This window comes from Cupriavidus sp. GW822-FHT02D05, from assembly GCF_058802485.1.
Genome location: NZ_JBXAOE010000035.1, coordinates 46,730 through 66,270, shown reverse-complemented (window position 1 = coordinate 66,270; position 19,541 = coordinate 46,730). Strand labels below are relative to the sequence as shown.

At 65.9% G+C, this 19,541-nt stretch carries 17 protein-coding genes and 1 tRNA gene; 9 read left to right on the top strand and 9 right to left on the bottom strand.

Annotated elements, in window-relative coordinates:
- Positions 1 to 121 precede the first annotated feature (121 nt).
- Both orn and AC1RQK_RS33860 read left to right on the top strand, forming a co-directional pair.
- Positions 122 to 778 (top strand): oligoribonuclease, encoded by a 657-nt coding sequence (gene orn / locus AC1RQK_RS33865; RefSeq protein WP_492813742.1) that lies wholly within the window; start codon positions 122 to 124, stop codon positions 776 to 778.
- A 67-nt stretch (positions 779 to 845) separates the two neighbouring features.
- The gene (locus AC1RQK_RS33860; RefSeq protein ID WP_043348188.1) at positions 846 to 1,727 is read left to right on the top strand and encodes an AEC family transporter; all 882 of its coding nucleotides are present in this window, start codon (positions 846 to 848) and stop codon (positions 1,725 to 1,727) included.
- 19 nt (positions 1,728 to 1,746) lie between these two features.
- Here AC1RQK_RS33860 and mog read toward each other — a convergent pair whose 3' ends face one another.
- Both mog and yjgA read right to left on the bottom strand, forming a co-directional pair.
- Positions 1,747 to 2,400 (bottom strand): molybdopterin adenylyltransferase, encoded by a 654-nt coding sequence (gene mog / locus AC1RQK_RS33855; protein WP_492375433.1) that lies wholly within the window; start codon positions 2,398 to 2,400, stop codon positions 1,747 to 1,749.
- A 51-nt stretch (positions 2,401 to 2,451) separates the two neighbouring features.
- Positions 2,452 to 3,069: a ribosome biogenesis factor YjgA gene (gene yjgA, locus AC1RQK_RS33850; protein ID WP_492813739.1), complete on the bottom strand. Its 618-nt coding sequence runs from the start codon at positions 3,067 to 3,069 to the stop codon at positions 2,452 to 2,454.
- Between the two features lie 57 nt (positions 3,070 to 3,126).
- Between yjgA and pmbA the strand changes: the two genes are divergently transcribed.
- Positions 3,127 to 4,497: a metalloprotease PmbA gene (gene pmbA / locus AC1RQK_RS33845; RefSeq protein WP_477132472.1), complete on the top strand. Its 1,371-nt coding sequence runs from the start codon at positions 3,127 to 3,129 to the stop codon at positions 4,495 to 4,497.
- Positions 4,498 to 4,587: 90 nt separating this feature from the next.
- On the opposite strand, the gene AC1RQK_RS33840 is transcribed toward pmbA, so the two are convergent.
- The 3 genes from AC1RQK_RS33840 to AC1RQK_RS33830 all read right to left on the bottom strand — a co-directional run bounded on the left by AC1RQK_RS33840 (position 4,588) and on the right by AC1RQK_RS33830 (position 6,765).
- Positions 4,588 to 5,088: a dihydrofolate reductase gene (locus tag AC1RQK_RS33840; protein ID WP_492376081.1), complete on the bottom strand. Its 501-nt coding sequence runs from the start codon at positions 5,086 to 5,088 to the stop codon at positions 4,588 to 4,590.
- Positions 5,085 to 5,879 carry a thymidylate synthase gene (locus tag AC1RQK_RS33835; protein ID WP_174427375.1) on the bottom strand — a complete coding sequence of 265 codons (795 nt, stop codon included), beginning with the start codon at positions 5,877 to 5,879 and terminating at the stop codon, positions 5,085 to 5,087. The genes AC1RQK_RS33840 and AC1RQK_RS33835 overlap by 4 nt, the downstream gene beginning before the upstream one ends.
- Positions 5,880 to 6,066: 187 nt before the next feature.
- Positions 6,067 to 6,765, bottom strand: coding sequence for a TerC family protein (locus AC1RQK_RS33830; RefSeq protein WP_492376082.1), 699 nt, complete (start codon positions 6,763 to 6,765; stop codon positions 6,067 to 6,069).
- Between the two features lie 561 nt (positions 6,766 to 7,326).
- Here AC1RQK_RS33830 and egtD point away from each other — a divergent pair.
- Both egtD and AC1RQK_RS33820 read left to right on the top strand, forming a co-directional pair.
- Positions 7,327 to 8,427, top strand: a complete 1,101-nt coding sequence (gene egtD / locus AC1RQK_RS33825; RefSeq protein WP_492376083.1) for an L-histidine N(alpha)-methyltransferase — start codon at positions 7,327 to 7,329, stop codon at positions 8,425 to 8,427.
- A gap of 150 nt (positions 8,428 to 8,577) precedes the next feature.
- Positions 8,578 to 9,837, top strand: coding sequence for an SUMF1/EgtB/PvdO family nonheme iron enzyme (locus AC1RQK_RS33820; protein ID WP_492813736.1), 1,260 nt, complete (start codon positions 8,578 to 8,580; stop codon positions 9,835 to 9,837).
- 136 nt (positions 9,838 to 9,973) lie between these two features.
- On the opposite strand, the gene AC1RQK_RS33815 is transcribed toward AC1RQK_RS33820, so the two are convergent.
- Positions 9,974 to 11,929 carry a DEAD/DEAH box helicase gene (locus AC1RQK_RS33815; protein ID WP_492376085.1) on the bottom strand — a complete coding sequence of 652 codons (1,956 nt, stop codon included), beginning with the start codon at positions 11,927 to 11,929 and terminating at the stop codon, positions 9,974 to 9,976.
- A 1,017-nt stretch (positions 11,930 to 12,946) separates the two neighbouring features.
- Between AC1RQK_RS33815 and AC1RQK_RS33810 the strand changes: the two genes are divergently transcribed.
- Both AC1RQK_RS33810 and AC1RQK_RS33805 read left to right on the top strand, forming a co-directional pair.
- Positions 12,947 to 13,342, top strand: a complete 396-nt coding sequence (locus AC1RQK_RS33810; protein ID WP_492376095.1) for a YXWGXW repeat-containing protein — start codon at positions 12,947 to 12,949, stop codon at positions 13,340 to 13,342.
- Between the two features lie 106 nt (positions 13,343 to 13,448).
- Positions 13,449 to 13,523: transfer RNA gene (locus AC1RQK_RS33805), tRNA-Arg, on the top strand.
- Between the two features lie 76 nt (positions 13,524 to 13,599).
- Here AC1RQK_RS33805 and AC1RQK_RS33800 read toward each other — a convergent pair.
- Positions 13,600 to 13,932, bottom strand: a complete 333-nt coding sequence (locus AC1RQK_RS33800; RefSeq protein ID WP_492813768.1) for a DMT family transporter — start codon at positions 13,930 to 13,932, stop codon at positions 13,600 to 13,602.
- A gap of 289 nt (positions 13,933 to 14,221) precedes the next feature.
- Here AC1RQK_RS33800 and AC1RQK_RS33795 point away from each other — a divergent pair, with 289 nt between their 5' ends.
- The gene (locus tag AC1RQK_RS33795) at positions 14,222 to 14,716 is read left to right on the top strand and encodes a hypothetical protein (RefSeq protein WP_492376086.1); all 495 of its coding nucleotides are present in this window, start codon (positions 14,222 to 14,224) and stop codon (positions 14,714 to 14,716) included.
- 10 nt (positions 14,717 to 14,726) lie between these two features.
- Here AC1RQK_RS33795 and AC1RQK_RS33790 read toward each other — a convergent pair whose 3' ends face one another.
- Together AC1RQK_RS33790 and AC1RQK_RS33785 are read right to left on the bottom strand one after the other, a co-directional pair.
- Complete coding sequence (locus AC1RQK_RS33790) at positions 14,727 to 15,917, bottom strand: benzoate/H(+) symporter BenE family transporter (protein WP_492813766.1); 1,191 nt, start codon at positions 15,915 to 15,917, stop codon at positions 14,727 to 14,729.
- 94 nt (positions 15,918 to 16,011) lie between these two features.
- Positions 16,012 to 16,938: an amino acid ABC transporter substrate-binding protein gene (locus tag AC1RQK_RS33785; protein WP_492376087.1), complete on the bottom strand. Its 927-nt coding sequence runs from the start codon at positions 16,936 to 16,938 to the stop codon at positions 16,012 to 16,014.
- A gap of 547 nt (positions 16,939 to 17,485) precedes the next feature.
- Here AC1RQK_RS33785 and AC1RQK_RS33780 point away from each other — a divergent pair.
- Positions 17,486 to 19,408: an ATP-binding cassette domain-containing protein gene (locus AC1RQK_RS33780; protein WP_492376088.1), complete on the top strand. Its 1,923-nt coding sequence runs from the start codon at positions 17,486 to 17,488 to the stop codon at positions 19,406 to 19,408.
- The last annotated feature ends 133 nt before the right edge of the window (positions 19,409 to 19,541 follow it).

Here is a 19,541-nt window from a genome sequence, read left to right as displayed (position 1 = left end):
GTTGGAACCGGCGGCGGCGGCGGATATGCGAGAATTATAAGTTGTTCGTGCCCGCTGCCCCGTGTTCCTGATCCGGAGCGCGGGCGCGCCCCCTTTTGCTTCTCTTTCGATTGCAGTCCAGATGACCAGCCAAAATACCCACGTCCCCAGCGGCGTCAAATCCGTCAAGAGCGAAAACAACCTGATCTGGCTGGACATGGAGATGACCGGCCTGATGCCCGACACGGACCGCATCATCGAGATCGCCATCGTCGTGACGGACTCCGAACTCAACATCCTGGCCGAAGGCCCGGTGCTGGTGATCCATCAGGAAGACGCCGTGCTCGATGGCATGGACAACTGGAACAAGGGCACCCACGGCCGCTCGGGCCTGATCGACAAGGTCAAGGCCTCGACCCTGACCGAAGCCCAGGCCGAGGTCGAGCTGCTGGCCTTCCTCAAGCGCTGGGTGCCTGCCGGCAAGTCGCCCATGTGCGGCAACTCGATCTGCCAGGACCGCCGCTTCATGGCACGCTACATGCCCAAGCTGGAGGCGTTCTTCCACTATCGCAATCTCGACGTCTCCACGCTCAAGGAGCTGTGCAAGCGCTGGGAGCCGGCCATCCACAAGGGCTTCATCAAGCGCCAGCTGCACACCGCGCTGGCCGATATCCTGGAGTCCGTGGAAGAGCTGCGCTACTACCGCACCCACTTCATCCGCCAGTCGGCACCGGCGGCAGCGGCAGCACCCGCAACCGCAGCCGAGGCGAGCGCGACGCCGGATACCCCGGCCGCCTGATTTTTTCTCCTCCCATGTCACTGCCAAGGCGCCCTGCGGGGCGCTTTGGCTTAACGGCAGCCCGCCCATGCTTGCGCGCATCGTCTCGATCATCACGCCGGTCATCCTGATCATCCTGGTCGGCTGGCTCTACGGGCGCCGCGCGCATCCCGACATGTCCGGGATCAACCGCGCCACGCTCGATGTGATCGCGCCGCTGCTGGTGGTGTCGGCTTTTGTCAGCAAGGAATTCGTGCTGGCCGACCAGCTTGTGCTGCTGGGTTGCGCGGTTGCCGTGGTGCTGGGCTCGGGGTTGCTGGCGTGGCTTGGCGCGCGGCTGCTGGGGGCGGATCCGCGCACCTTCGTGCCGCCGATGATGTTCAACAATTGCGGCAACATGGGCTTGCCGCTATCGGTGTTCGCGTTCGGGCCGGTCGGGCTGGCGCCCGCGGTGGCGCTGTTCGCCGCGTCCAACCTGATGCACTTCACCATCGGCATGAAGATCGTCAACCGGCACGCGTCGATCACGCAGATCGCGCGCAATCCGATGGTGCTGGCAACGGTGGCGGGGGTGGGATTGTCGCTGGCGCGGCCGTGGTTCTCGCTGCCGGAGCCGGTGTTCCAGTCGATCAAGCTGCTGGGCGACGCCACTGTGCCCCTGATGTTGTTCGCGCTCGGCGTGCGCATGAAGGACGTGAGCCTGCGCAACTGGGGCATGGGCGCGATCGGCGCCGTGGTCTGTCCGCTGACCGGCATCGCCTGCGCCTTGCTGCTGGCGCAGGTGGTGCCGCTGACCCAGCTCCAGCGCGGGCTGCTGTTCGTGTTCGCGTCGCTGCCGCCGGCCGTGCTCAACTTCCTGGTGGCCGATCATTTCCGGCAGGAGCCGGACCAGGTGGCGTCGATCGTGCTGCTGGGCAATGTGGCTGCCGTGGTGTTCGTGCCGGTGGGACTGTATCTGGGGCTGCGATAGCGTGGCTGCCCCCTGAGGTTCACGCGGCGGGTTTGGCGCGGATCGCGTGCTTGGGGCGCCACACCTTGGCCACGGCTTCGTCAGTGTCGATGTAAGGCCCGCCGATCAGGTCGACGCAGTAGGGCACGGCGGCAAAGATGCCTTGCACGATGGATTTGCCATCCTCGCCACGCAGTCCTTCCAAGGTTTCACGGATGGCGCGCGGCTGTCCCGGCAGATTGATGATGAGGGCGGCGCGGCTGGCGGTTTCGCGAATCACCGCCACCTGCCGCGACAGGATGGCCGTGGGCACGAAGTGCAGGCTGACCTGGCGCATCTGCTCGCCAAAGCCAGGCATTTCCTTGGTGCCTACCGCCAGCGTGGCCTCGGGGGTAACGTCGCGGCGCGCCGGGCCGGTGCCGCCGGTGGTCAGCACCAGATCGCAGCCGGCCACGTCGACCAGCTCGATGAGCGTGCGCGAGATCAGCGCCTGCTCGTCAGGGATTAGCCGCTCCACGGCCTGCCAGGGCGAGCTCAGGGCGCGCCCGAACCAGTCGCGCAGCGCCGGGATGCCCTCGTCCTGGTAGGTGCCGGTCGAGGCACGGTCGGAGATCGAGACAAAGCCAACCAGCAGTTCGTCCGGGTGCCTGCGGGCAACGGGATGGACCAGCGCGGGCGTTGTGGTTTGCGTCATCTTGTCCCCATTTCCTTGGTTGCTGCGTTTTGGATGTCGGCTATATGCCGGTTATTCGCCGGCTTCCGGCTCGGGTTCCTGCTCGCCGGTGGCTGCGGCCTGCTTGCTTTCCAGCGCGGTCTTGACGGCCTGGAACAGCTCGCGGAAGTAGCGCGGCGGCTTGTTCATCTCGTGCTCTTTGCGCGCGTTGCGGATGATGTTGCGCAGTGCCTGGACGTCGCTGGCCGGGTGCTCGGCCAGGAATTTCGTCAGCGCGGCGTCGTCCGCCAGCAGCAGCTCGCGCCAGCGCTCGACCAGGTGCAGCTTAGCCGTCTCGGCCTTGCTGGTGCCCTTGAAGCCTTCCAGCACGCGCTGGATGGCGGCCACTTCGTCATCGTCCAGCCTGCGCATGACCTTGCCGACATACTGCATCTGGCGGCGCTTGCCTTCGTGGTTGGTGATGCGCCGCGCGTCGCGGATGGCGTCGGCCAGCGCTTCAGGCATGGGCACGCGCGCCAGGCGGTCCTTGGGCAGGGCCTCAAGTTCCACGCCCAGGTCTTGCAGGGCGAGCATGTCGCGCTTTTTCTGCGACTTGCTCTTGAGCATGTCGTCGTCGTCGGCCGGCTCAGGGGTGAACGGGTCGGGGAAGCCGGAGGCGTTCCGGGGGGAGGGGCGGGTGTTTCGCGTCATGGTTGGCATTTTATCTTGCTATGATTCTTGTTTGGACTTTTGATGACCGCGCCCACAATGGATCAATCCGCAGACCAGACCACCCACTTCACTTATACCCAGGCCCAGCTCAGCGAGATGGCCGCCGATGTGCTGCGGGTGGCACGCGAGCTGGGCGCCACCGACGCGGCTACCGAGATCTCCGAGGGCAGCGGCCTGTCGGTGTCGGTGCGCAAGGGCCAGGTGGAAACCATCGAGCAAAACCGCGACAAGGTAGTGGGCGTCACGGTCATGATCGGCCAGCGGCGCGGCAACGCCAGCACCTCGGATTTCTCGCCGGCGGCCCTGCGCGCCACGGCCGAGGCGGCTTACAACATCGCTCGCTTCACCGCGGAAGACGATTGCGCCGGCCTGGCTGAAGAAGCGCTGCTCGAGCGCAACCCGCAGGATCTCGACCTGTTCCACCCCTGGAATATCGACGCTGAGCAAGCCATCGAGCTCGCGCGGCGCGCCGAGGCGGCCGCCTTCGCGGTCTCGCCGCGCATTCGCAATAGCGACGGCGCCAGCGTCTCGGCCCAGCATTCGCAGTTCGTGCTGGCCACTTCGCGCGGCTTCACGGGCGGCTACCCGTATTCCCGCCACTTTATTTCCTGCGCGCCGATCGCCGGCACCGGCAGCGGCATGCAGCGCGACGACTGGTACTCGTCCAAGCGCGCGCCCGGCGCGCTGGCCGCGCCCGAGGACATCGGCCGCTATGCCGCCGAACGCTCGCTGGCCCGCCTGAATGCGCGCCAGTTGTCGACGCGCCGCTGCCCGGTGCTGTTCGAGGCACCTCTGGCCGCCGGCCTGCTCGGCGCCTTCGTGCAGGCCGTGTCCGGCGGCGCGCTGTACCGCAAGTCGACCTTCCTCTACGACACATTGGGCAAGGCGGTGTTCGCGCCGCATATTCATATCCACGAGCAGCCCCACCTGCCGGGCGCCATGGGCAGCGCACCCTTTGACGAAGAAGGCGTGAAGACCCACGCGCGCGATGTGGTGCGCGGCGGCGTGGTGGAAGGCTATTTCCTCTCCACGTACTCGGCGCGCAAGCTGGGCATGACGACCACCGGCAACGCCGGCGGCTCGCACAACCTGACGCTCTCCAGCAAGCTGACCACGCCGGCAGACGACTTCGCCGGCATGCTGCGCAAGCTGGGCACCGGCCTGCTGGTGACCGAGCTGATGGGGCAGGGCGTGAACTACGTGACGGGCGATTACTCGCGCGGCGCGTCAGGCTATTGGGTCGAGAACGGCGTGATCCAGTACCCGGTGGAAGAGATCACCATCGCCGGCAACATGAAGGAGATGTTCCAGCAGATCGTGGCCATTGGCGCCGATGCGCTGGTGCGCGGCACCAAGGAAACCGGCTCGGTCCTGATCGAGCAGATGACCATTGCCGGCGGCAACTAAAACGACAGCGGCGGCCTGAAGACAGGCCGCCGCGCGCGTAAAACGTCAGCGACGTCAGCGACGCTTGAAACTTTCCGTTTGAGGCGGCCGTTATTCCTCGCCCGACGGCGGGCGCTCGTACGTCACGAACGCGTAGTCGAAACCGTTCGCCTCCGAATGATGCCGCTCGCGCTGCGTCGCGACCCACTGCTGCGGGTCGATGGCCGGAAACACCGCGTCGCCCTCCACATCCGCATCGATTTCCGTCACCACCAGCCGGTCAGCGCTGGGCAGGGCCTCGGCATACAGCTGCGCGCCGCCGATCAGGAAGATCTGCGGGGCGCCCACGCATAGCCGCTGCGCTTCTTCCAGCGAGTTCGCCACGTCGCAGCCCTCGATGCGCAGGTCGCGGTTGCGGCTCACCACGATATTGCGCCGGCCCGGCAGCGGCCGGCCGATCGACTCCCACGTTTTGCGGCCCATCACGATGGGCGCGCCCATGGTGGTGCGCTTGAAGTGCGCCAGGTCCTCGGGCAGGCGCCAGGGCAGGGTGTTGTCGCGGCCGATCACGCCGTTGCGGGCTTTCGCCACGATCAGGGTCAGCAACGTCATACGGCCACCGGTGCCTTGATGGCCGGATGCGATTCGTAGCCCACCAGTTCGAAGTCCTCGTATTTGTAGTCGAAGATGCTGTCGGGCTTGCGCAGGATCTTCAGTTGCGGCAACGCCATCGGTGCGCGCGCGAGCTGGGTTGCCACCTGCTCGGCATGGTTGCTGTAAATGTGGCAGTCGCCGCCGGTCCAGATGAAGTCGCCTACCTCCAGCCCGGTCTGCTGCGCGATCATGTGCGTCAGCAGCGCATAGCTGGCGATATTGAACGGCACGCCAAGGAAGATATCGGCGCTGCGCTGGTACAGCTGGCAGGACAGGCGGCCGTCGGCCACGTAGAACTGGAAGAATGCATGGCAGGGCGGCAGCTTCATCTGCGCGATCTCGCCCACGTTCCAGGCCGATACGATCAGCCGGCGCGAATCGGGATTGCTGCGGATCTGCGCCATCAGGTCGGTGATCTGGTCGATGTGGCGGCCGTCCGGCGTGGGCCACGCGCGCCACTGCGAGCCATAGACCGGCCCGAGCTCGCCGTTTGCGTCGGCCCATTCGTCCCAGATGCTGACGCCGTTGTCCTTCAGGTACTGGATGTTGGTCGAGCCCTTCAGGAACCACAGCAGTTCGTGAATGATCGACTTCATGTGCAGCTTCTTGGTGGTCACCACCGGGAAGCCTTCGCGCAGGTCGAAGCGCATCTGGTAGCCAAACACCGAGCGCGTGCCGGTGCCGGTGCGGTCGGCCTTTTCGGTGCCATGCTCTTGCACATGGCGCATGAAGTCGAGGTACTGTTTCATCGGCGCGGGTGTTGGGGAAAAGTGACGCGACAGCGGTGTGCGCGTATGGCAGGCAATCTGCTAACCGAATAGCAAATTGCTAAAGGGTTAGCATTTTATCGCAAAGCAAAACGGGCCGCCTTTCGGCGACCCGTGGCGACCCGTTTTCAGGTTCCAGCTAGCTCGGCGGCGCTGGCGCCGTCGCGCATTACTGCGCGGCCGTAGCCGGAGCCCGGCGCTTTTGCACCAGGTAGCCGCCGCCCAGCACGCCGCCGACGACCACCACGAACAAGCCGTAGTAGGCCAGTGCGTTGCTGTTGAAGAACTCCTTCACCAGCGGCTCGCTGACGATCATCTTGACTGCCGTGAAGGCCAGCACGCCGGCACCCGCGAAGATGATCGAGGGGAAGCGCGACATCAGCTTGAGCACCAGGCTCGAGCCCCACACCACGATGGGGATGCTGATGAGCAGGCCCAGCACCACCAGCAGGAAGCTGCCGTGCGCGGCGCCAGCCACAGCCAGCACGTTGTCCACGCCCATCACAGCATCGGCGATGATGATCGTCTTCATCGCGCCCACCAGGGTGGTTGCGCCCGCGCCATGCTCGTCGCCATTGCCGTCATCGGACAGCAGCTTGTAGGCGATCCACACCAGGGCCGCGCCGCCGATCAGCAGCAGGCCTGGGATCTTGAGCAGCCACACCACGCCGACCGTCATGGCCGAACGGACCACGACCGCGCCGACAGTCCCCCAGATGATGGCCTTCTTCTGCAGGTGGGGCGGCAGGTTGCGCGCCGCCAGGGCGATCACGATCGCATTGTCGCCGGCCAGCACAAGGTCAATGACGACGATGGATAGCAGTGCCGTCAGGAACTGCATCGTGAACAAATCGGTAAACCATTCCATGAAATCTCCTCGAACAACGAATAGCTAAGAGCCGTGCGTACGCACCGGTTTGGCCTGGAGACATGATGTGTGGGAGCTTGGGGCGCCTTTGCAAACCATGAAACCAGGTTGCAAAGGTCTTGCTCGACCGCTGATGGTACTTGGCGCGGTCAGCACAACCGGAGACTGTCAGTCCCGGAATGACGATTGTGCTAAGGGCATGGCCCCGGAGCTACTCCCCTTTGAGGGGCGATCCAATCCGGGCGAGCCCGAAGCAGATACGCTGAGGCGGATTATAAACGATGCTGCGTATTTTTTGTGGGGCGCTGTGGCGGCATTGCGGCGGCATCGCGGCGGCAAACTGTTGTTGAACAAGGCGCACTTTCTGGTTTTCACTGCACTGAGGATTTTGTGCAATGCGGTAAGCACACTCCGCGCTCGCCAGCTATCCTGAGAAGACTTGCATCGGCTGATGCGCCCCAGACGTCACCGGAGGCGGATCCCTTGCAACTCCCGCGCATGCCGTGACGTGCGGGCCCCTGGGGGTTTTATGCAGTGCCCATCGACCATCAAGGAAACGTCATGCCGGCAGTCCCGACCCCGCTGAATCCACTGAACGTACGCCTCAATCACACCCAAGCCAATCACAACGGCACCTCGGCCCTGAAACCCAACGGCCCCCCCGCCAGCAGCGTCGTCGTCGGCAACGGCCATGCGCAGCCGAACCCGGTGCCCCGGCTGGATTTCATCCAGCAGTACCATGAGGACAGCGGCGCGCTACGCGGCGAGATCACGCGCGGCCTGCTGGCCGGCGCCGCCAGCATCAGCCCCAAGTTCTTCTACGACGTGCTCGGCTCGCGCCTGTTCGAGGCCATTACCGACCTGCCCGAGTACTACCCCACGCGCACCGAGGCCGCGGTCTTTTCTGCATTTGCTCCCGCCATGGCCGCGCGCGCCGGCAGTGGCTGCGTGCTGATCGACCTTGGCGCGGGTAACTGCCAGAAAGCGGCCCGGCTCTTCGGCAGCCTGCAGCCGGCGCAATACGTGGCGCTGGATATCTCGGTGGAGTTCCTGCGCGGCACGCTGTTCTGCCTGCAGCAGCAGCATCCGCAGATTCCCATGCTTGGCCTGGGCGCCGACCTGTGCGTGCCGCTCGATCTGCCGCCCGAGGTCAGGCACGGGCGCCGCCTGTTCTTTTATCCAGGATCCAGCATTGGCAATTTCGCACCAGCCCAGGCGCAGGCCTTGCTGCAGCGGCTGCGGGCCGCGGCGGGCAGGGGGGATGGCGTGCTGATTGGCGTGGACCTGCTCAAGGACGAGCAGGCGCTGGTGGCCGCCTATGATGACCCGCTGGGTGTGACCGCCGCCTTCAATCGCAATGTGCTGCGCAACCTGAATCGCATCGTGGGCAGCGACTTTCAGCTTGAGGACTGGCGTCATGTGGCCAGCTTCGACCGCGAGGGGTCGCGCATCCAGATGCACCTGCAAGCTGAGCGCGAGGTCACCGTGCACTGGGCGGAGGGTAGCCGCGGCTTCCGCGCGGGCGAGCAGATTCATACGGAGGATTCGTATAAATACCGCCCTGACGACTTCGCTGCCTTGCTCGAGGCTGCGGGCTTCGACGATCCGGTCTGGTGGAGCGATCCGCGCGGATGGTTCGCGGTGTTCCACGCCCGGGTCTGAAGTCTGAGGCTACGGGGCCCACCGCGAGGGGGCGGCTGGGCCTGGTGTCATAATGCCCGCATCTATCCGGCGAAAGGTGCGGCGCATGGCGCACGCGGCTCGCCGGATCACGCAACCGGGTGCCAATCCCATTCTCCGGCAGGGTGTTCGATGAGCGGCTTTTCCATGCTTCCCGACCTTCATTTCAACGGCGGCAAGGCCGTCTGGGCCGATGCCCGGCGGCTGCCGCGCGAAGGCCTGGCGCAGGCGCTGGTGGAAGCGCGCAACCGCACCCTGGCCTGGCTGGCCGCTTTTGGCCAGACCCGGCGTGGCTGGGAGGTGCCTCGCCAGGATTTTGCCGACCCGCCGTTGTGGACGCTCGGGCATGTGGCCTGGCACGCCGAATGGTGGTGCCTGCGCGACGTGCGCACGCTCGAGCGCGATGGCGCCTGGCTGCAGGTGGCCAGTGTGCCGTCGCTGCTGCCCGGTGCCGACGAGTGGTTCGATCCCGATCGCATCGATCCCGATGCCCGCTGGGAGGTCACGCTGCCCGACGTGGCCGTGGTCAAGCGCTACGCCGCCGACGTGCTCGATGCCGTCCTGCGCCGGCTGGCGGCGCAACCCGACGATGGCGATAACACGCTCTATGCCTGGCGCCGCGCGCTGTTTCACGAGGACCGCCAGGGCGAGGCCATCGCCGCTCTGCTGCAGGCGCTGGGCGTTGCCCCGGTGGAGCCTGCGGTCGTCCTGCCGTCGGTATCGGTGCCGCACGGCGGTACCTTGCAGTTTCCCGGCGGGCGTTTCATCCAGGGCTGGAACACGCCGGATGGTTTCGCGCTGCCCGACGAGTTGCCGCCGCAGCCTACCTATGTGCCAGCTTTCGAGATGGATGCCGCGCCGGTCAGCAATGCGCAGTTCCTCGATTTCGTAGAGGACGGCGGCTACGAGCGCGCGTCGTGGTGGTCGGCGGCGGGGCGCCAGTGGCTGATGATGCAGGATCGCTCGGCGCCACGTTACTGGGCCCGCCATTCTGAGTCGCGGGCCTGGATGGCCTTGCGCTTCGGCAGTCTGCGCACGTTGAACCCTGACGAGGCGGTACGTCACGTCAGCCTGTTCGAGGCGCAAGCCTGGTGCGCCTGGGCAGGCCGGCGCCTGCCCACGGAAACGGAATGGGAGCTGGCGGCGGTCCAGGATCGGGGCGGCCTGCGCTGGGGCATGGTGCGCGAGTGGACGGCGACGCCGTACGAGCCCTACGCGGGATTCGAGGCGGACCCCACCGATATGGAATACGTGTACTGCTTTGCCAGCCACCAGGCGGTACGGAGCACGTCTTTCGCCAGCCCGGCGCGCCAGCGTCATGCGCGCGCGCGCATGGCGCTGCTGCCCGAGGACGATTTCGCGTTCGTCGGTTTTCGCAGTTGTTCGATGTAGCGGGGCGCTGGTTGCCCGTGGCGAGCGCCGTTGGTTGAGGCGGCCAAAGCCAAAGAAAAAGGCACCCGAAGGTGCCTTTTTCTTTGGCTTTGCGAGAGATCACCGCCTAAGCGGTGAACCTGTTCAGCCTGCCGAATTAACGCTCGAAACGCGAGCGGCCGCCGGTGTTGCCGTTGCCGTTGCGCTGACCGCCGCCGAAGCTGCGGGGGGCGCCATCACGGTTGCCATCGCGGTTGCCGAAGCTGCGGCCTTCGCCGCCACGGTAGCCACCGTTGCCGCCATTGCCGGCTGCACCGCCGCCAAAGCCGCCACGATTGCCGTCGCCGAAGCTGCGGGGAGCCGCGCCGTCACGATTGCCGAAGCCACGATTGTCGCCGCCACGGTAGCCGCCGCCTTCGTTGTTGAAGCTGCGCTGGCCGCCGGCTGCGCCCTGGCCGCCCTGGCCACGATAGCCGGTGCTGTTGCCATTGGGGTTGCCCAGGCCGCTACGGTCGCCGAAGCCACGGTTGCCGTCACGGTCGCCGAACGGGCGATCGCCTGCGGGACGCGGGGCGCCGTCACGGCTGCCGAAGCCGCGGCTTTCGCCGCCGCCGAACTTGCGGTCGCCAAAGCTGCGGTTTTCACCACCGCGATAGCCGCCGCCATTGCTGTTGCCACGGTAGCCACCGCGGTCACCACCCGGCTTGCCGGCGAAGCCCGAACGCGGCTTCGGCGAGCGACGCGGCTCCAGGCCTTCGATCACCGATGCGTCGACACGGTTGTTGGTGAAGCGCTCGATGCGCTTCCACTGGAACATGTCGCCGTGGTTCACCAGGTTGATGGCGACGCCCGAGCGGCCAGCACGGCCGGTACGGCCGATACGGTGGACGTAGTCTTCCGCTTGCTTGGGCAGGTCGAAGTTGACCACGTGGGTGATGTCGGGCACATCGATGCCGCGTGCGGCCACGTCGGTTGCCACCAGGATGCGCAGGTTGCCGCGGCGCAGCGAGGTCAGCGTGCGGTTACGCGCGCCCTGGGTCATGTCGCCGTGCAGCGCGCCGGCTGCGAAGCCGGTGTCCGACAGGCGCTCGGCCAGCGAATCGGCATCGCGCTTGGTCGCGGTGAAGACGATGGCTTGCTTGAGCGTGGTGTCGCGCAGCAGGTGGTCCAGCAGCTTTTCCTTGTGCGACATGTCGTCGGTGAAGTGCAGGCGCTGTTCGATATTGCTTTGGTCGGCGCGGGTCGCGGCGATTTCGATGCGTTGCGGATCGCGCAGCTGACGCGAAGCCAGCTGGGCGATGCGGCCGTCCAGCGTGGCCGAGAACATCAGCGTCTGGCGGGTGGCCGGGGTAGCGGCAACGATGGCGTCGATGTCGTCGGCGAAGCCCATGTCGAGCATGCGGTCGGCCTCGTCGAACACCAGCATGTCCAGCTGCGACAGGTCGATACGGCCGGCTTCAACGTGGTCCAGCAGGCGGCCCGGGGTAGCGACCAGGATGTCAGGCATCTTGGACAGCGCGGCGAGCTGCTTCGGGTAAGGCATGCCGCCCAGGATGCTGGCGCAGACGATGCGGCGCAGGTGGCGGCCGTACTTGGCGGTGGCTTCGGTAACCTGCAGGGCCAGTTCGCGGGTCGGGGTCAGCACCAGCAGCGCGGGTTGCGCCGGCGACGGACGGGGGCGCTTGCCCTTCATGCGCTTGACCGGATCGTCCGAACGCGGGCGATTCGGCGAAGCCTTCTCGCTGATGCGCTGGATCGCCGGCAGGATAAAGGCGCCGGTCTTGCCCGAGCCGGTCTGGCTCGACACCAGCAGGTCGCGGCCAGCCAGGAAGGCGGGGATCGCTTGTGCCTGCACCGGGGTCGGGGTGGTGTAGTTCAGTTCAACCAGGGCGCGAAGAATGGCTTCTTCGAGGCCGAGCTTGGCGAAGCCGTTTTCGGCATCGATGGCAACAGCGGCAGGCGCCGCCACGGCGGCTTCCGGGCTGAGGATGGCGTCGAGCTTGTCGAGCGGGCTCGGTTCCTGGATAGCGGGGGTGGCGATGGCTGCGGCTTCGATCGATGCGTCGGCGGCGGAGGCAAAATCTTGCTCCGCACGAATGTCGTGCTGGGTCATGTCGTAATTTTCTTTAAATGCATGGCACCCCATGCCGAACTAGCGAACAGGGGCGGGCGCAGTGCAAAGTCTTAAAAAGGCTTCGGCGCCAATCGGTGAGGCCGTTACGACAGACACAGCTGGCAGTACGGCGGCAGGCAGGGTGACACCGGGCACAAGGCCGGGCGGCAGTCCCTGGCAGGCAAACAGCTCTATAGAGCTATTCAACAGGATCGGAGACGAGGCGACGTCGGTGAGAAATGCGTTCTGTCGGGTATCACCACTTGGCCTTGATGCAGCAAACAGCGCGGCAACATAAAGCAGGCCAGTCGGCGGGACCGGGGAGCAGAGCTTGAGAGCGGGGGCGGTATCGCCTGCCGGAAGAACCCGGCTGACGTGTTGCACAACTCACAGTGCGAACTCACGGCGCGAATTATAGCAGAAACAAAAGTAAGTTTGTTGCACTGCGATAGGAATTCCTTTCTGAGGCCGATATGCGGCTGAAGCACGAGATTTTGCGTGCTATCGCGCACTTTTCGAGGCATTTACCCCTGCCGCATTCAAAGTTGCATCCGTAGGCTGCCTGCCTATACTGAAGCCGTCGGGCACACGGTTGCCCGGCAAGGTGGCGGACCTGGAATACCCGCTGACCTTCCTCGGCGCTTTGCTTTAAGTGCTGCTAGCCGCTGATATCGCGGCAGTCGGCGTCAGTGCCAGCTTTCCTTCGACTCTCCGGGTGGTCCGGAGGGACGTCCGCGTGATGGGCGGAATCATGGGAAACGCTGCTTGCAACGACTGTTGCCGCGATAGCGCCGGCGTTGACCTGGAAGGTCCGGACCGTCCGCAACCAGCCCGCCAGTTTCCTGGCGGGCTTCTCGTTTGTGGGGCTGGCGGTTCTGCTAACCGCGCCTCGCCTCGCCACGCCGCTGCGTTTCCTTCGCGCGACAAAAGTCATCCATGGATACCTTTGCTAACAGCCAGAAGTTCCGGGTCAGGCTATTCTCGCTCCTGAACAACACAGGCAAGCGAGAGAACAATATGCGAAAGATTCTGTTGTGCGCGGCAGCAGTAGCGGGCTTTGCGGGTGGGTTGGGCGTGGCGCCGGCGGCGCTGGCCCAGGTGTCAATCAATGTGGCGATTGGTGTTCCGCCGCCCGCCCCCGTCTATGAAGCCGTCCCGGTTGCGCGTCCCGGCTACGTCTGGGCCCCCGGCTACTGGGATTGGGACGATCGCGGCCACAAGCACAAATGGAAAAAGGGCAAATGGGAGCGCGAGCGCGCCGGCTACGTCTACGAGGCGCCGCGCTGGGTGCAGGCCAGCGGTGGCTGGGTGTTGATGCCCGAGCGCTGGGACGGACGCGGCGACGGCGGGTATGGCAAGAAAGACAAGGGCTATCACTGTCCCCCGGGGCACGCCAAGAAAGGCGAGTGCTGAATGGGGAGTGGCGCGTTTCTTGGGCGGTGAGGATTTTGATATACTCCGGCCTGCTCCGGGATCCGCGCCGCCAAGGCGCACTCACCGATCCGGGAGTGTCTATCCTCTCGCCGTAGTTCAATGGATAGAACACGCGCCTCCTAAGCGTGAAATGCAGGTTCGATTCCTGCCGGCGGGACCACCCCACGGGTCTCAGCGGTCCATCAAAGCTCCCCCGGTTGAAATGCAGAGGCTTGCCGCCGCGCGGCGCATGCGTCTCAATGCGTCCCCATCTTCGAAAACAGCTGAATCACCGCCACTCCCGCAATAATCAGCCCGATCCCCACCCAGGCCGCCAGATCCGGCACTTGCCGGTACAGCACGCTGGAAATCAGCGTCACGAGCACGATCCCCGCGCCGCACCAGATCGCGTAGGCGATGCCCACGGGCACGGTCTTCATGACCTGCATCAGCAGGAAGAAGGCGCTGACATAGCCGGCCACGACCAGCACGCTTGGCCATAGGCGCGTGAAATTCTCGGCGGCCTTGAGGCTGCTGGTGGCAATGACTTCGGCCGCGATGGCGAGGGCCAGTAGTACATAGGCATTCATGGATGGGTTCTTCACGTTGGCTGTCGCTGGGGCCACATTTTCCCATAGCTGCCCGGCGGGCCTTTCCGGGTGTACAGTGCAAAGCATGCTCGATGCCGCTTTGCGGGCTGGTGATCCCTCCTTTCGGGTGGTTGTTCCTTGCGGAGATGCCATCTTCAATCGAGGTAGAAGCGCGCCGTCCAGGCGCCGGCAGTCCGGAGTCGTGTCGTGGGGTGGTCGCGGTAGCCCCGACCAGCTGGCAGTCGTGATAAAGCCAGCGGCGGGTGAGTCAGGTTTGCAGGGGAGCGTCATGAAAGGCGAGGATGAGGTTCAGACCGTGTGGCCGCAGGTGGATGGCCAGACGACGGGTCAGGGGCTCTGGCAGAACACGATTGCCGCAGCGGATGTGGCACTGGAAGAGGCGTCGCGCATACAGCGAGGCGTGCAGCACAACCTGAAGCTCCAGCAGGAAGTGAGGGCGCTGCGCGAGGAGTTGTGCAAGGCGCACGGCGAGCTGGATCGCTACCGTGGCATGCATGCGCGCGTGGTGGTCGGCATGCGGCAGCTGGAGGAGGGTAACGCTGGCGAGATTAGCCGCCTGCGCGCCGAGAGCGAGATGCTGATGGTGCGCCACCGGGTCTACAAGCTGCTCTCCGAGCACTATGCGCTCACCGCGCTGCGCTTTGATCCCGCCACGTTTGCCGAGCACCGCGACCGGGTGCTGCAGCACATCCTGTTCCAGCGGCGCAAGGGCACACCGGTCTCCGGGATCGGCGCCGCGGACATTGCTTTCCTGCTGCTGTAAGCGCTCGCGCTTACCCAGCCTTGGCGGCAGTACGCGGTCGCAAGACGATCAGCGCCAGCATGCCGCCCACCACACCCCAGAAGGCCGACCCCACGCCGGCCAGCGTCATGCCTGAGGCGGTGATCATGAATGTCAGCAGGGCGGATTCGCGCTCGGCCGGCGTTTGCATGGCCGTGGTCAGGCCGCTGGCGATGGAGCCGAGCAAGGCAAACGCGGCCACCGCAACGACCAGCGCTTTGGGGAACGCCGCGAACAGCGCGGCGATGCTGGCTGCCAGCGCGCCCGCAACCAGATAGCCGATGCCACAAACCACCGCTGCTGTATAGCGCCGGTTGCGGTCGGGATCCGCTTGCGCGCCGGTGCAGATGGCCGCGGTAATGGCCGCCAGGTTGATGCCGTGCGAGCCGAACGGGGCGAGCAGGGCGGAGGCGACACCAGTGACGGTGATCAGCGGCGAGGCCTGTACGTGATAGCCGTCGGCGCGCAGCACCGCCAGCCCGGGAATATTCTGTGACGCCAGCGCCACGATGAACAACGGTACCGCGATGCTGACGAAGGCTCGCAGCGAGAACGCCGGCGTGGTCCACACCGGCTTGGCCAGCGCGAAATGGAACGATTCGAAATGCAGCTGGCCAAGCGCGCCGGCCAGCGCCACGCCCGCCAGCAGCACGCCCGGCACCGCGTAGCGCGGCCAGAAGCGCTTGCCCAGCAGGTACAGCGCGAACATCACCAGCAGCAGCAGGGTCTGATGCTGGGCTTGCACGAACACGTCGACGCTGATGCGGAACAGGATGCCGGCGAGCAGCGCTGAGGCAATGCTGGCCGGCAGCGCGCGCATCAGTTTGTCGAACCAGCCGGTCATGCCGGCGGCGGTCATCAGCACCGCCGCCATGACGAAGGCGCCGATGGCTTGCGCGTAGGGAACGCCGGGAAGGCTGGCGATCAGCAGGGCGGCGCCAGGGGTGGACCAGGCAACGACGATGGGCGCCCGCGTCAACAGGGACAGCCCGATGGTGGTCACGCCCATGCCGATGGACAACGCCCAGATCCACGAAGCGACTTGCGCGTCCGACAAGTGGGCGGCCTGGCCGGCCTGGATCATCAGCACCAGCGAACTGGTGTAGCCGGTCAGCATGGCGATCAGCCCGGCGACCAGGGCGGAGACGGAGAGATCGGTCAGCTTCAGGGGCGTGATGGACATGGGGCGGGACATGGTGCGGCACCCGACGCAAAGCGTGCGGAAAAAGCGGCTGGGCCGCCATCTTCGCACGAGTTGCGCCGTTGCGGACGCGCGCTCAGTCGGCGACCTTGTCGCTGGGGAACTTGAAGGAATCGCGCAGCAGGTAGCTCATCGGGATGTCGAGGTTGACCCCTTGCGGCGGGATCGGCGACTGGAACCATTTCTTGTAGAGCTTCTGGGTATCGAGCGAATAGATGGAGGCGACCAGGATCTTGTCCACCAGCCGCTTGAACTCGGCGTCCTGTTTCGACAGCATGATGGCGTAGGGCTCGATCGTCAGCAGCTCGTTGGTGACGGTGTAGCGGGCCGGGTCGCGCGCATTGGCGCGCAGGCCGTAGAGCAGCACGTCGTCCATCACGAAGGCGTCGGCCTTGCCTTGCTCGACCATGGCGAACGCCTCGGCGTGGTCCTTGGCTTCCACCACGTGGATCTGCATGGCGCCGGAGCCGTTGATCTGGCGCACTACCGCGAGCGACGTGGTGCCCACCGTGGAGACAACCGTCTTGCCGCGCAGGTCGCCCAGCTTGCGGATGCCGGAGTCGGTCTTGACCAGCATGCGGCTGCCGGCGATGTAGTGTGCAATGGTGAAAGCAACCTGCGCGCGCCGCTCGCGGTTGTTGGTGGTGGAGCCGCATTCGAGATCGGCCTTGCCGTCGACGATGGCGGCGATGCGGCTGGCCGGCGTGACAGGAACGAATTCCACTTTGAGGCCTGGGAGCCGGAGCGCGCCGCGCAGGGCGTCGGCCACCCGCAGGCACAGGTCGATGGCATAGCCGTAGGGCTTGCCGTCGGCCACGAAGGAGAACGGCACCGAGCTCTCGCGGTGGGCGATGCGCAGCACGCCGGTCTGTTCGATGCGCTGCAGCACTGGCGTGCTGCCGGACTGCGCGGCGGCGGGCATGGCGACAACGGCGAGTGAAAGCGAAAGCAGGGTCGATAGCACAAGCAGCAGCGGCAAGCGCTGCGCACGCGGATGGATCATGGAGTTCCCCGTACAAAGAAAAAGGCATCAAGCGGAATTGGCGTTGGGTCGCCTCTCACCGGTTCGGACCGGTTCTTGTATTGCTGCCGTTGTGCTGCGGCCTGCCGGCCGCCGGCCATTGTTCCATGGGGGAAAGCGGTCCGGCAATCGTCACGCCGGGGGGTGTTGCGCGGCGCGCAACAGGCGCGTGGCAGACGTGCAAGAGCCGCGCCGCAGGGGGCGTTGACGGGGCTTTCCCTTACGGACTTGTACGACTAGAGGCAGCCCGGGGCGCTTGCTATGCTCCTTTCCGTGCCTTGCGAGCAGGGCACCGAGGAGAGACTCTTGGGCCCGCGCGAGCGCGGGCCCTTCTTTTTTTTGTGGCGGCCGCAGGCCAGGGGTTTGCGCCGCCTCCGGCGAGGGCGGGCGCCGGTGGTCTACAATGCCGGCTACCTGGCACCCCGCCGCCCGGTTGCTGTCCGACGCCGGCGCGCGGCCGCAGGTTCAAGCCGCTTGAACTGCCCCCTTGAACTGCCTCCTTTTCGCTGTCTCCTTTCGTATTGCTCCCATGGCCCTGTTTTCGATTTCCGACGCCCAGCTTGCCTTCGGGCATGTGGCCTTGCTCGACCATGCCGACTTCTCGCTGGAAGCCGGCGAGCGCGTCGGCCTGATTGGCCGCAACGGCACCGGCAAGTCGTCGCTGCTCAAGATCGTGGCCGGCCTGTCCGCGCCGGACGATGGCCTGATCGCGCGCCAGAGCGGCGTGACCTCGGCGTATGTGCCGCAAGAGCCGCAGTTCGAGGCGGGTGTGACCGTGTTCGACGCCGTGTCCCAGGGCCTGGGCAAGATCCACGACCTGCTGGTCGCCTACGAGGCAGCACTGGCGGGGCTGGACGACAACCACGACGAGGATTCGCTGGCCGAGCTGCACCGCCTGCAGTCGGAAGTCGACGCCGCCGGTGCCTGGGGTTTGCGCACGCGGGTCGAGACCACGCTGGCGCAACTCAGCCTGAGCGCCGATGTGCGCGTGGATGCGCTATCTGGCGGCATGCAAAAGCGCGTGGCGCTGGCGCAGGCCCTGGTGGCCGAGCCCGACATCCTGCTGCTGGACGAACCGACCAACCACCTGGACGTGGAAGCGATCCGCTGGCTGGAAGACCTGCTGCTGGCCTTCCGTGGCAGCGTGCTGCTGATCACCCACGATCGCGCCTTCCTGGACCGCGTGGCCACCCGCATCATCGAACTCGACCGTGGCCGGCTGATTTCCTTTCCTGGCAACTTCGCCGCCTATCAGGCGCGCAAGGCCGAGCTGCTGGCCGCCGAGCAGGTCGAGCAGGCCAAGTTCGACAAGCTGCTGGCGCAGGAAGAAGTCTGGATCCGCAAGGGCGTGGAAGCGCGCCGCACGCGTAGCGTGGCGCGTATCCAGCGCCTGGAGACGATGCGAACGGACCGCGCGGCGCGCCGCGACGTGCAGGGCAACGTCAAGCTGGAAGTGTCGCAAGGCGAGCGCTCGGGCAAGATCGTTTCCGAGTTGACGGATGTCAGCAAAGCCTTTGGCAACAAGATGGTGGTGCGCGACTTCACCGGCACCATCATGCGCGGCGACAAGGTCGGCCTGATCGGCGCCAATGGCGCGGGCAAGACCACGCTGCTGCGCCTGATCCTGGGCGAGCTGGCGCCGGATGCCGGTACGGTCAAGAACGGCAGCAACATGCAGGTGGCGTATTTCGACCAGATGCGCACGCAGCTGGACCTGGAGCGCTCGCTGGCCGATACCATCAGCCCTGGCAGTGACTGGGTCGAGATCAACGGCCAGCGCAAGCACGTCATGAGCTACCTCAGCGATTTCCTGTTCGCGCCGGAACGCGCGCGCTCGCCGGTCAAGTCGCTGTCCGGCGGCGAGCGCAACCGCCTGCTGCTGGCGCGCCTGTTCGCGCGCCCGGCCAATGTGCTGGTGCTGGACGAGCCGACCAACGACCTCGACATCGACACGCTGGAACTGCTTGAAGAACTGCTGCAGGACTACAGCGGCACTGTGTTCCTGGTGTCCCACGACCGGGCCTTCCTGGACAACGTGGTGACCTCCACCATCGCCGCCGAAGGCGACGGGCGCTGGCGCGAGTACGTGGGCGGCTACTCCGACTGGCAGGTCCAGTCGGCGCGCAGCGCGGCCATGCAGGACGCGCGCGGTGGCGAGGGCAAGGCCGCCGCGGAAAGCACGAAGCCGCGCGAAGCCCGCGCGGCCAACCGCCTGGTCAAGCTGTCGTACAAGGAACAGCGCGAGCTGGACACGCTGCCGGAGCGTATCGCTTCGCTGGAAAGCGAGCAAAAGGCCGTTGGCGCACAGCTGGCGGACGGCTCGCTGTATGTGAGCGACGCGGGCAAGGCCGCGCAGCTGGCGGCCCGCCACGATGAGATCGACCTGGAACTGCTGGAGGCGCTGGAGCGCTGGGAAGTGCTGGAAGCCAAGACCAAGGCCGAGGCGCCGTAAGGCCAGCACCGCTTGCCATGACGACGGCTGTCTCTCCCTCTCCCCTCAGGGGGAGAGGGCCGGGGAGTGGGGTGGCTTAGCTAGGAGCCACTAGAAGCGGAGCTACGGTTTTTTCCAGCACGCGGGGGGAGGA

Excerpts from the sequence above, each read along its gene's own strand:
- orn (WP_492813742.1), top strand. The coding sequence starts at position 122 with ATGACCAGCCAAAATACCCACGTCCCCAGCGGCGTCAAATCCGTCAAG.
- AC1RQK_RS33860 (WP_043348188.1), top strand. The coding sequence starts at position 846 with ATGCTTGCGCGCATCGTCTCGATCATCACGCCGGTCATCCTGATCATC.
- mog (WP_492375433.1), bottom strand. The coding sequence starts at position 2,400 with ATGACGCAAACCACAACGCCCGCGCTGGTCCATCCCGTTGCCCGCAGG.
- yjgA (WP_492813739.1), bottom strand. The coding sequence starts at position 3,069 with ATGACGCGAAACACCCGCCCCTCCCCCCGGAACGCCTCCGGCTTCCCC.
- pmbA (WP_477132472.1), top strand. The coding sequence starts at position 3,127 with ATGGATCAATCCGCAGACCAGACCACCCACTTCACTTATACCCAGGCC.
- AC1RQK_RS33840 (WP_492376081.1), bottom strand. The coding sequence starts at position 5,088 with ATGACGTTGCTGACCCTGATCGTGGCGAAAGCCCGCAACGGCGTGATC.
- AC1RQK_RS33835 (WP_174427375.1), bottom strand. The coding sequence starts at position 5,879 with ATGAAACAGTACCTCGACTTCATGCGCCATGTGCAAGAGCATGGCACC.
- AC1RQK_RS33830 (WP_492376082.1), bottom strand. The coding sequence starts at position 6,765 with ATGGAATGGTTTACCGATTTGTTCACGATGCAGTTCCTGACGGCACTG.
- egtD (WP_492376083.1), top strand. The coding sequence starts at position 7,327 with ATGCCGGCAGTCCCGACCCCGCTGAATCCACTGAACGTACGCCTCAAT.
- AC1RQK_RS33820 (WP_492813736.1), top strand. The coding sequence starts at position 8,578 with ATGAGCGGCTTTTCCATGCTTCCCGACCTTCATTTCAACGGCGGCAAG.
- AC1RQK_RS33815 (WP_492376085.1), bottom strand. The coding sequence starts at position 11,929 with ATGACCCAGCACGACATTCGTGCGGAGCAAGATTTTGCCTCCGCCGCC.
- AC1RQK_RS33810 (WP_492376095.1), top strand. The coding sequence starts at position 12,947 with ATGCGAAAGATTCTGTTGTGCGCGGCAGCAGTAGCGGGCTTTGCGGGT.
- AC1RQK_RS33800 (WP_492813768.1), bottom strand. The coding sequence starts at position 13,932 with ATGAATGCCTATGTACTACTGGCCCTCGCCATCGCGGCCGAAGTCATT.
- AC1RQK_RS33795 (WP_492376086.1), top strand. The coding sequence starts at position 14,222 with ATGAAAGGCGAGGATGAGGTTCAGACCGTGTGGCCGCAGGTGGATGGC.
- AC1RQK_RS33790 (WP_492813766.1), bottom strand. The coding sequence starts at position 15,917 with ATGTCCATCACGCCCCTGAAGCTGACCGATCTCTCCGTCTCCGCCCTG.
- AC1RQK_RS33785 (WP_492376087.1), bottom strand. The coding sequence starts at position 16,938 with ATGATCCATCCGCGTGCGCAGCGCTTGCCGCTGCTGCTTGTGCTATCG.
- AC1RQK_RS33780 (WP_492376088.1), top strand. The coding sequence starts at position 17,486 with ATGGCCCTGTTTTCGATTTCCGACGCCCAGCTTGCCTTCGGGCATGTG.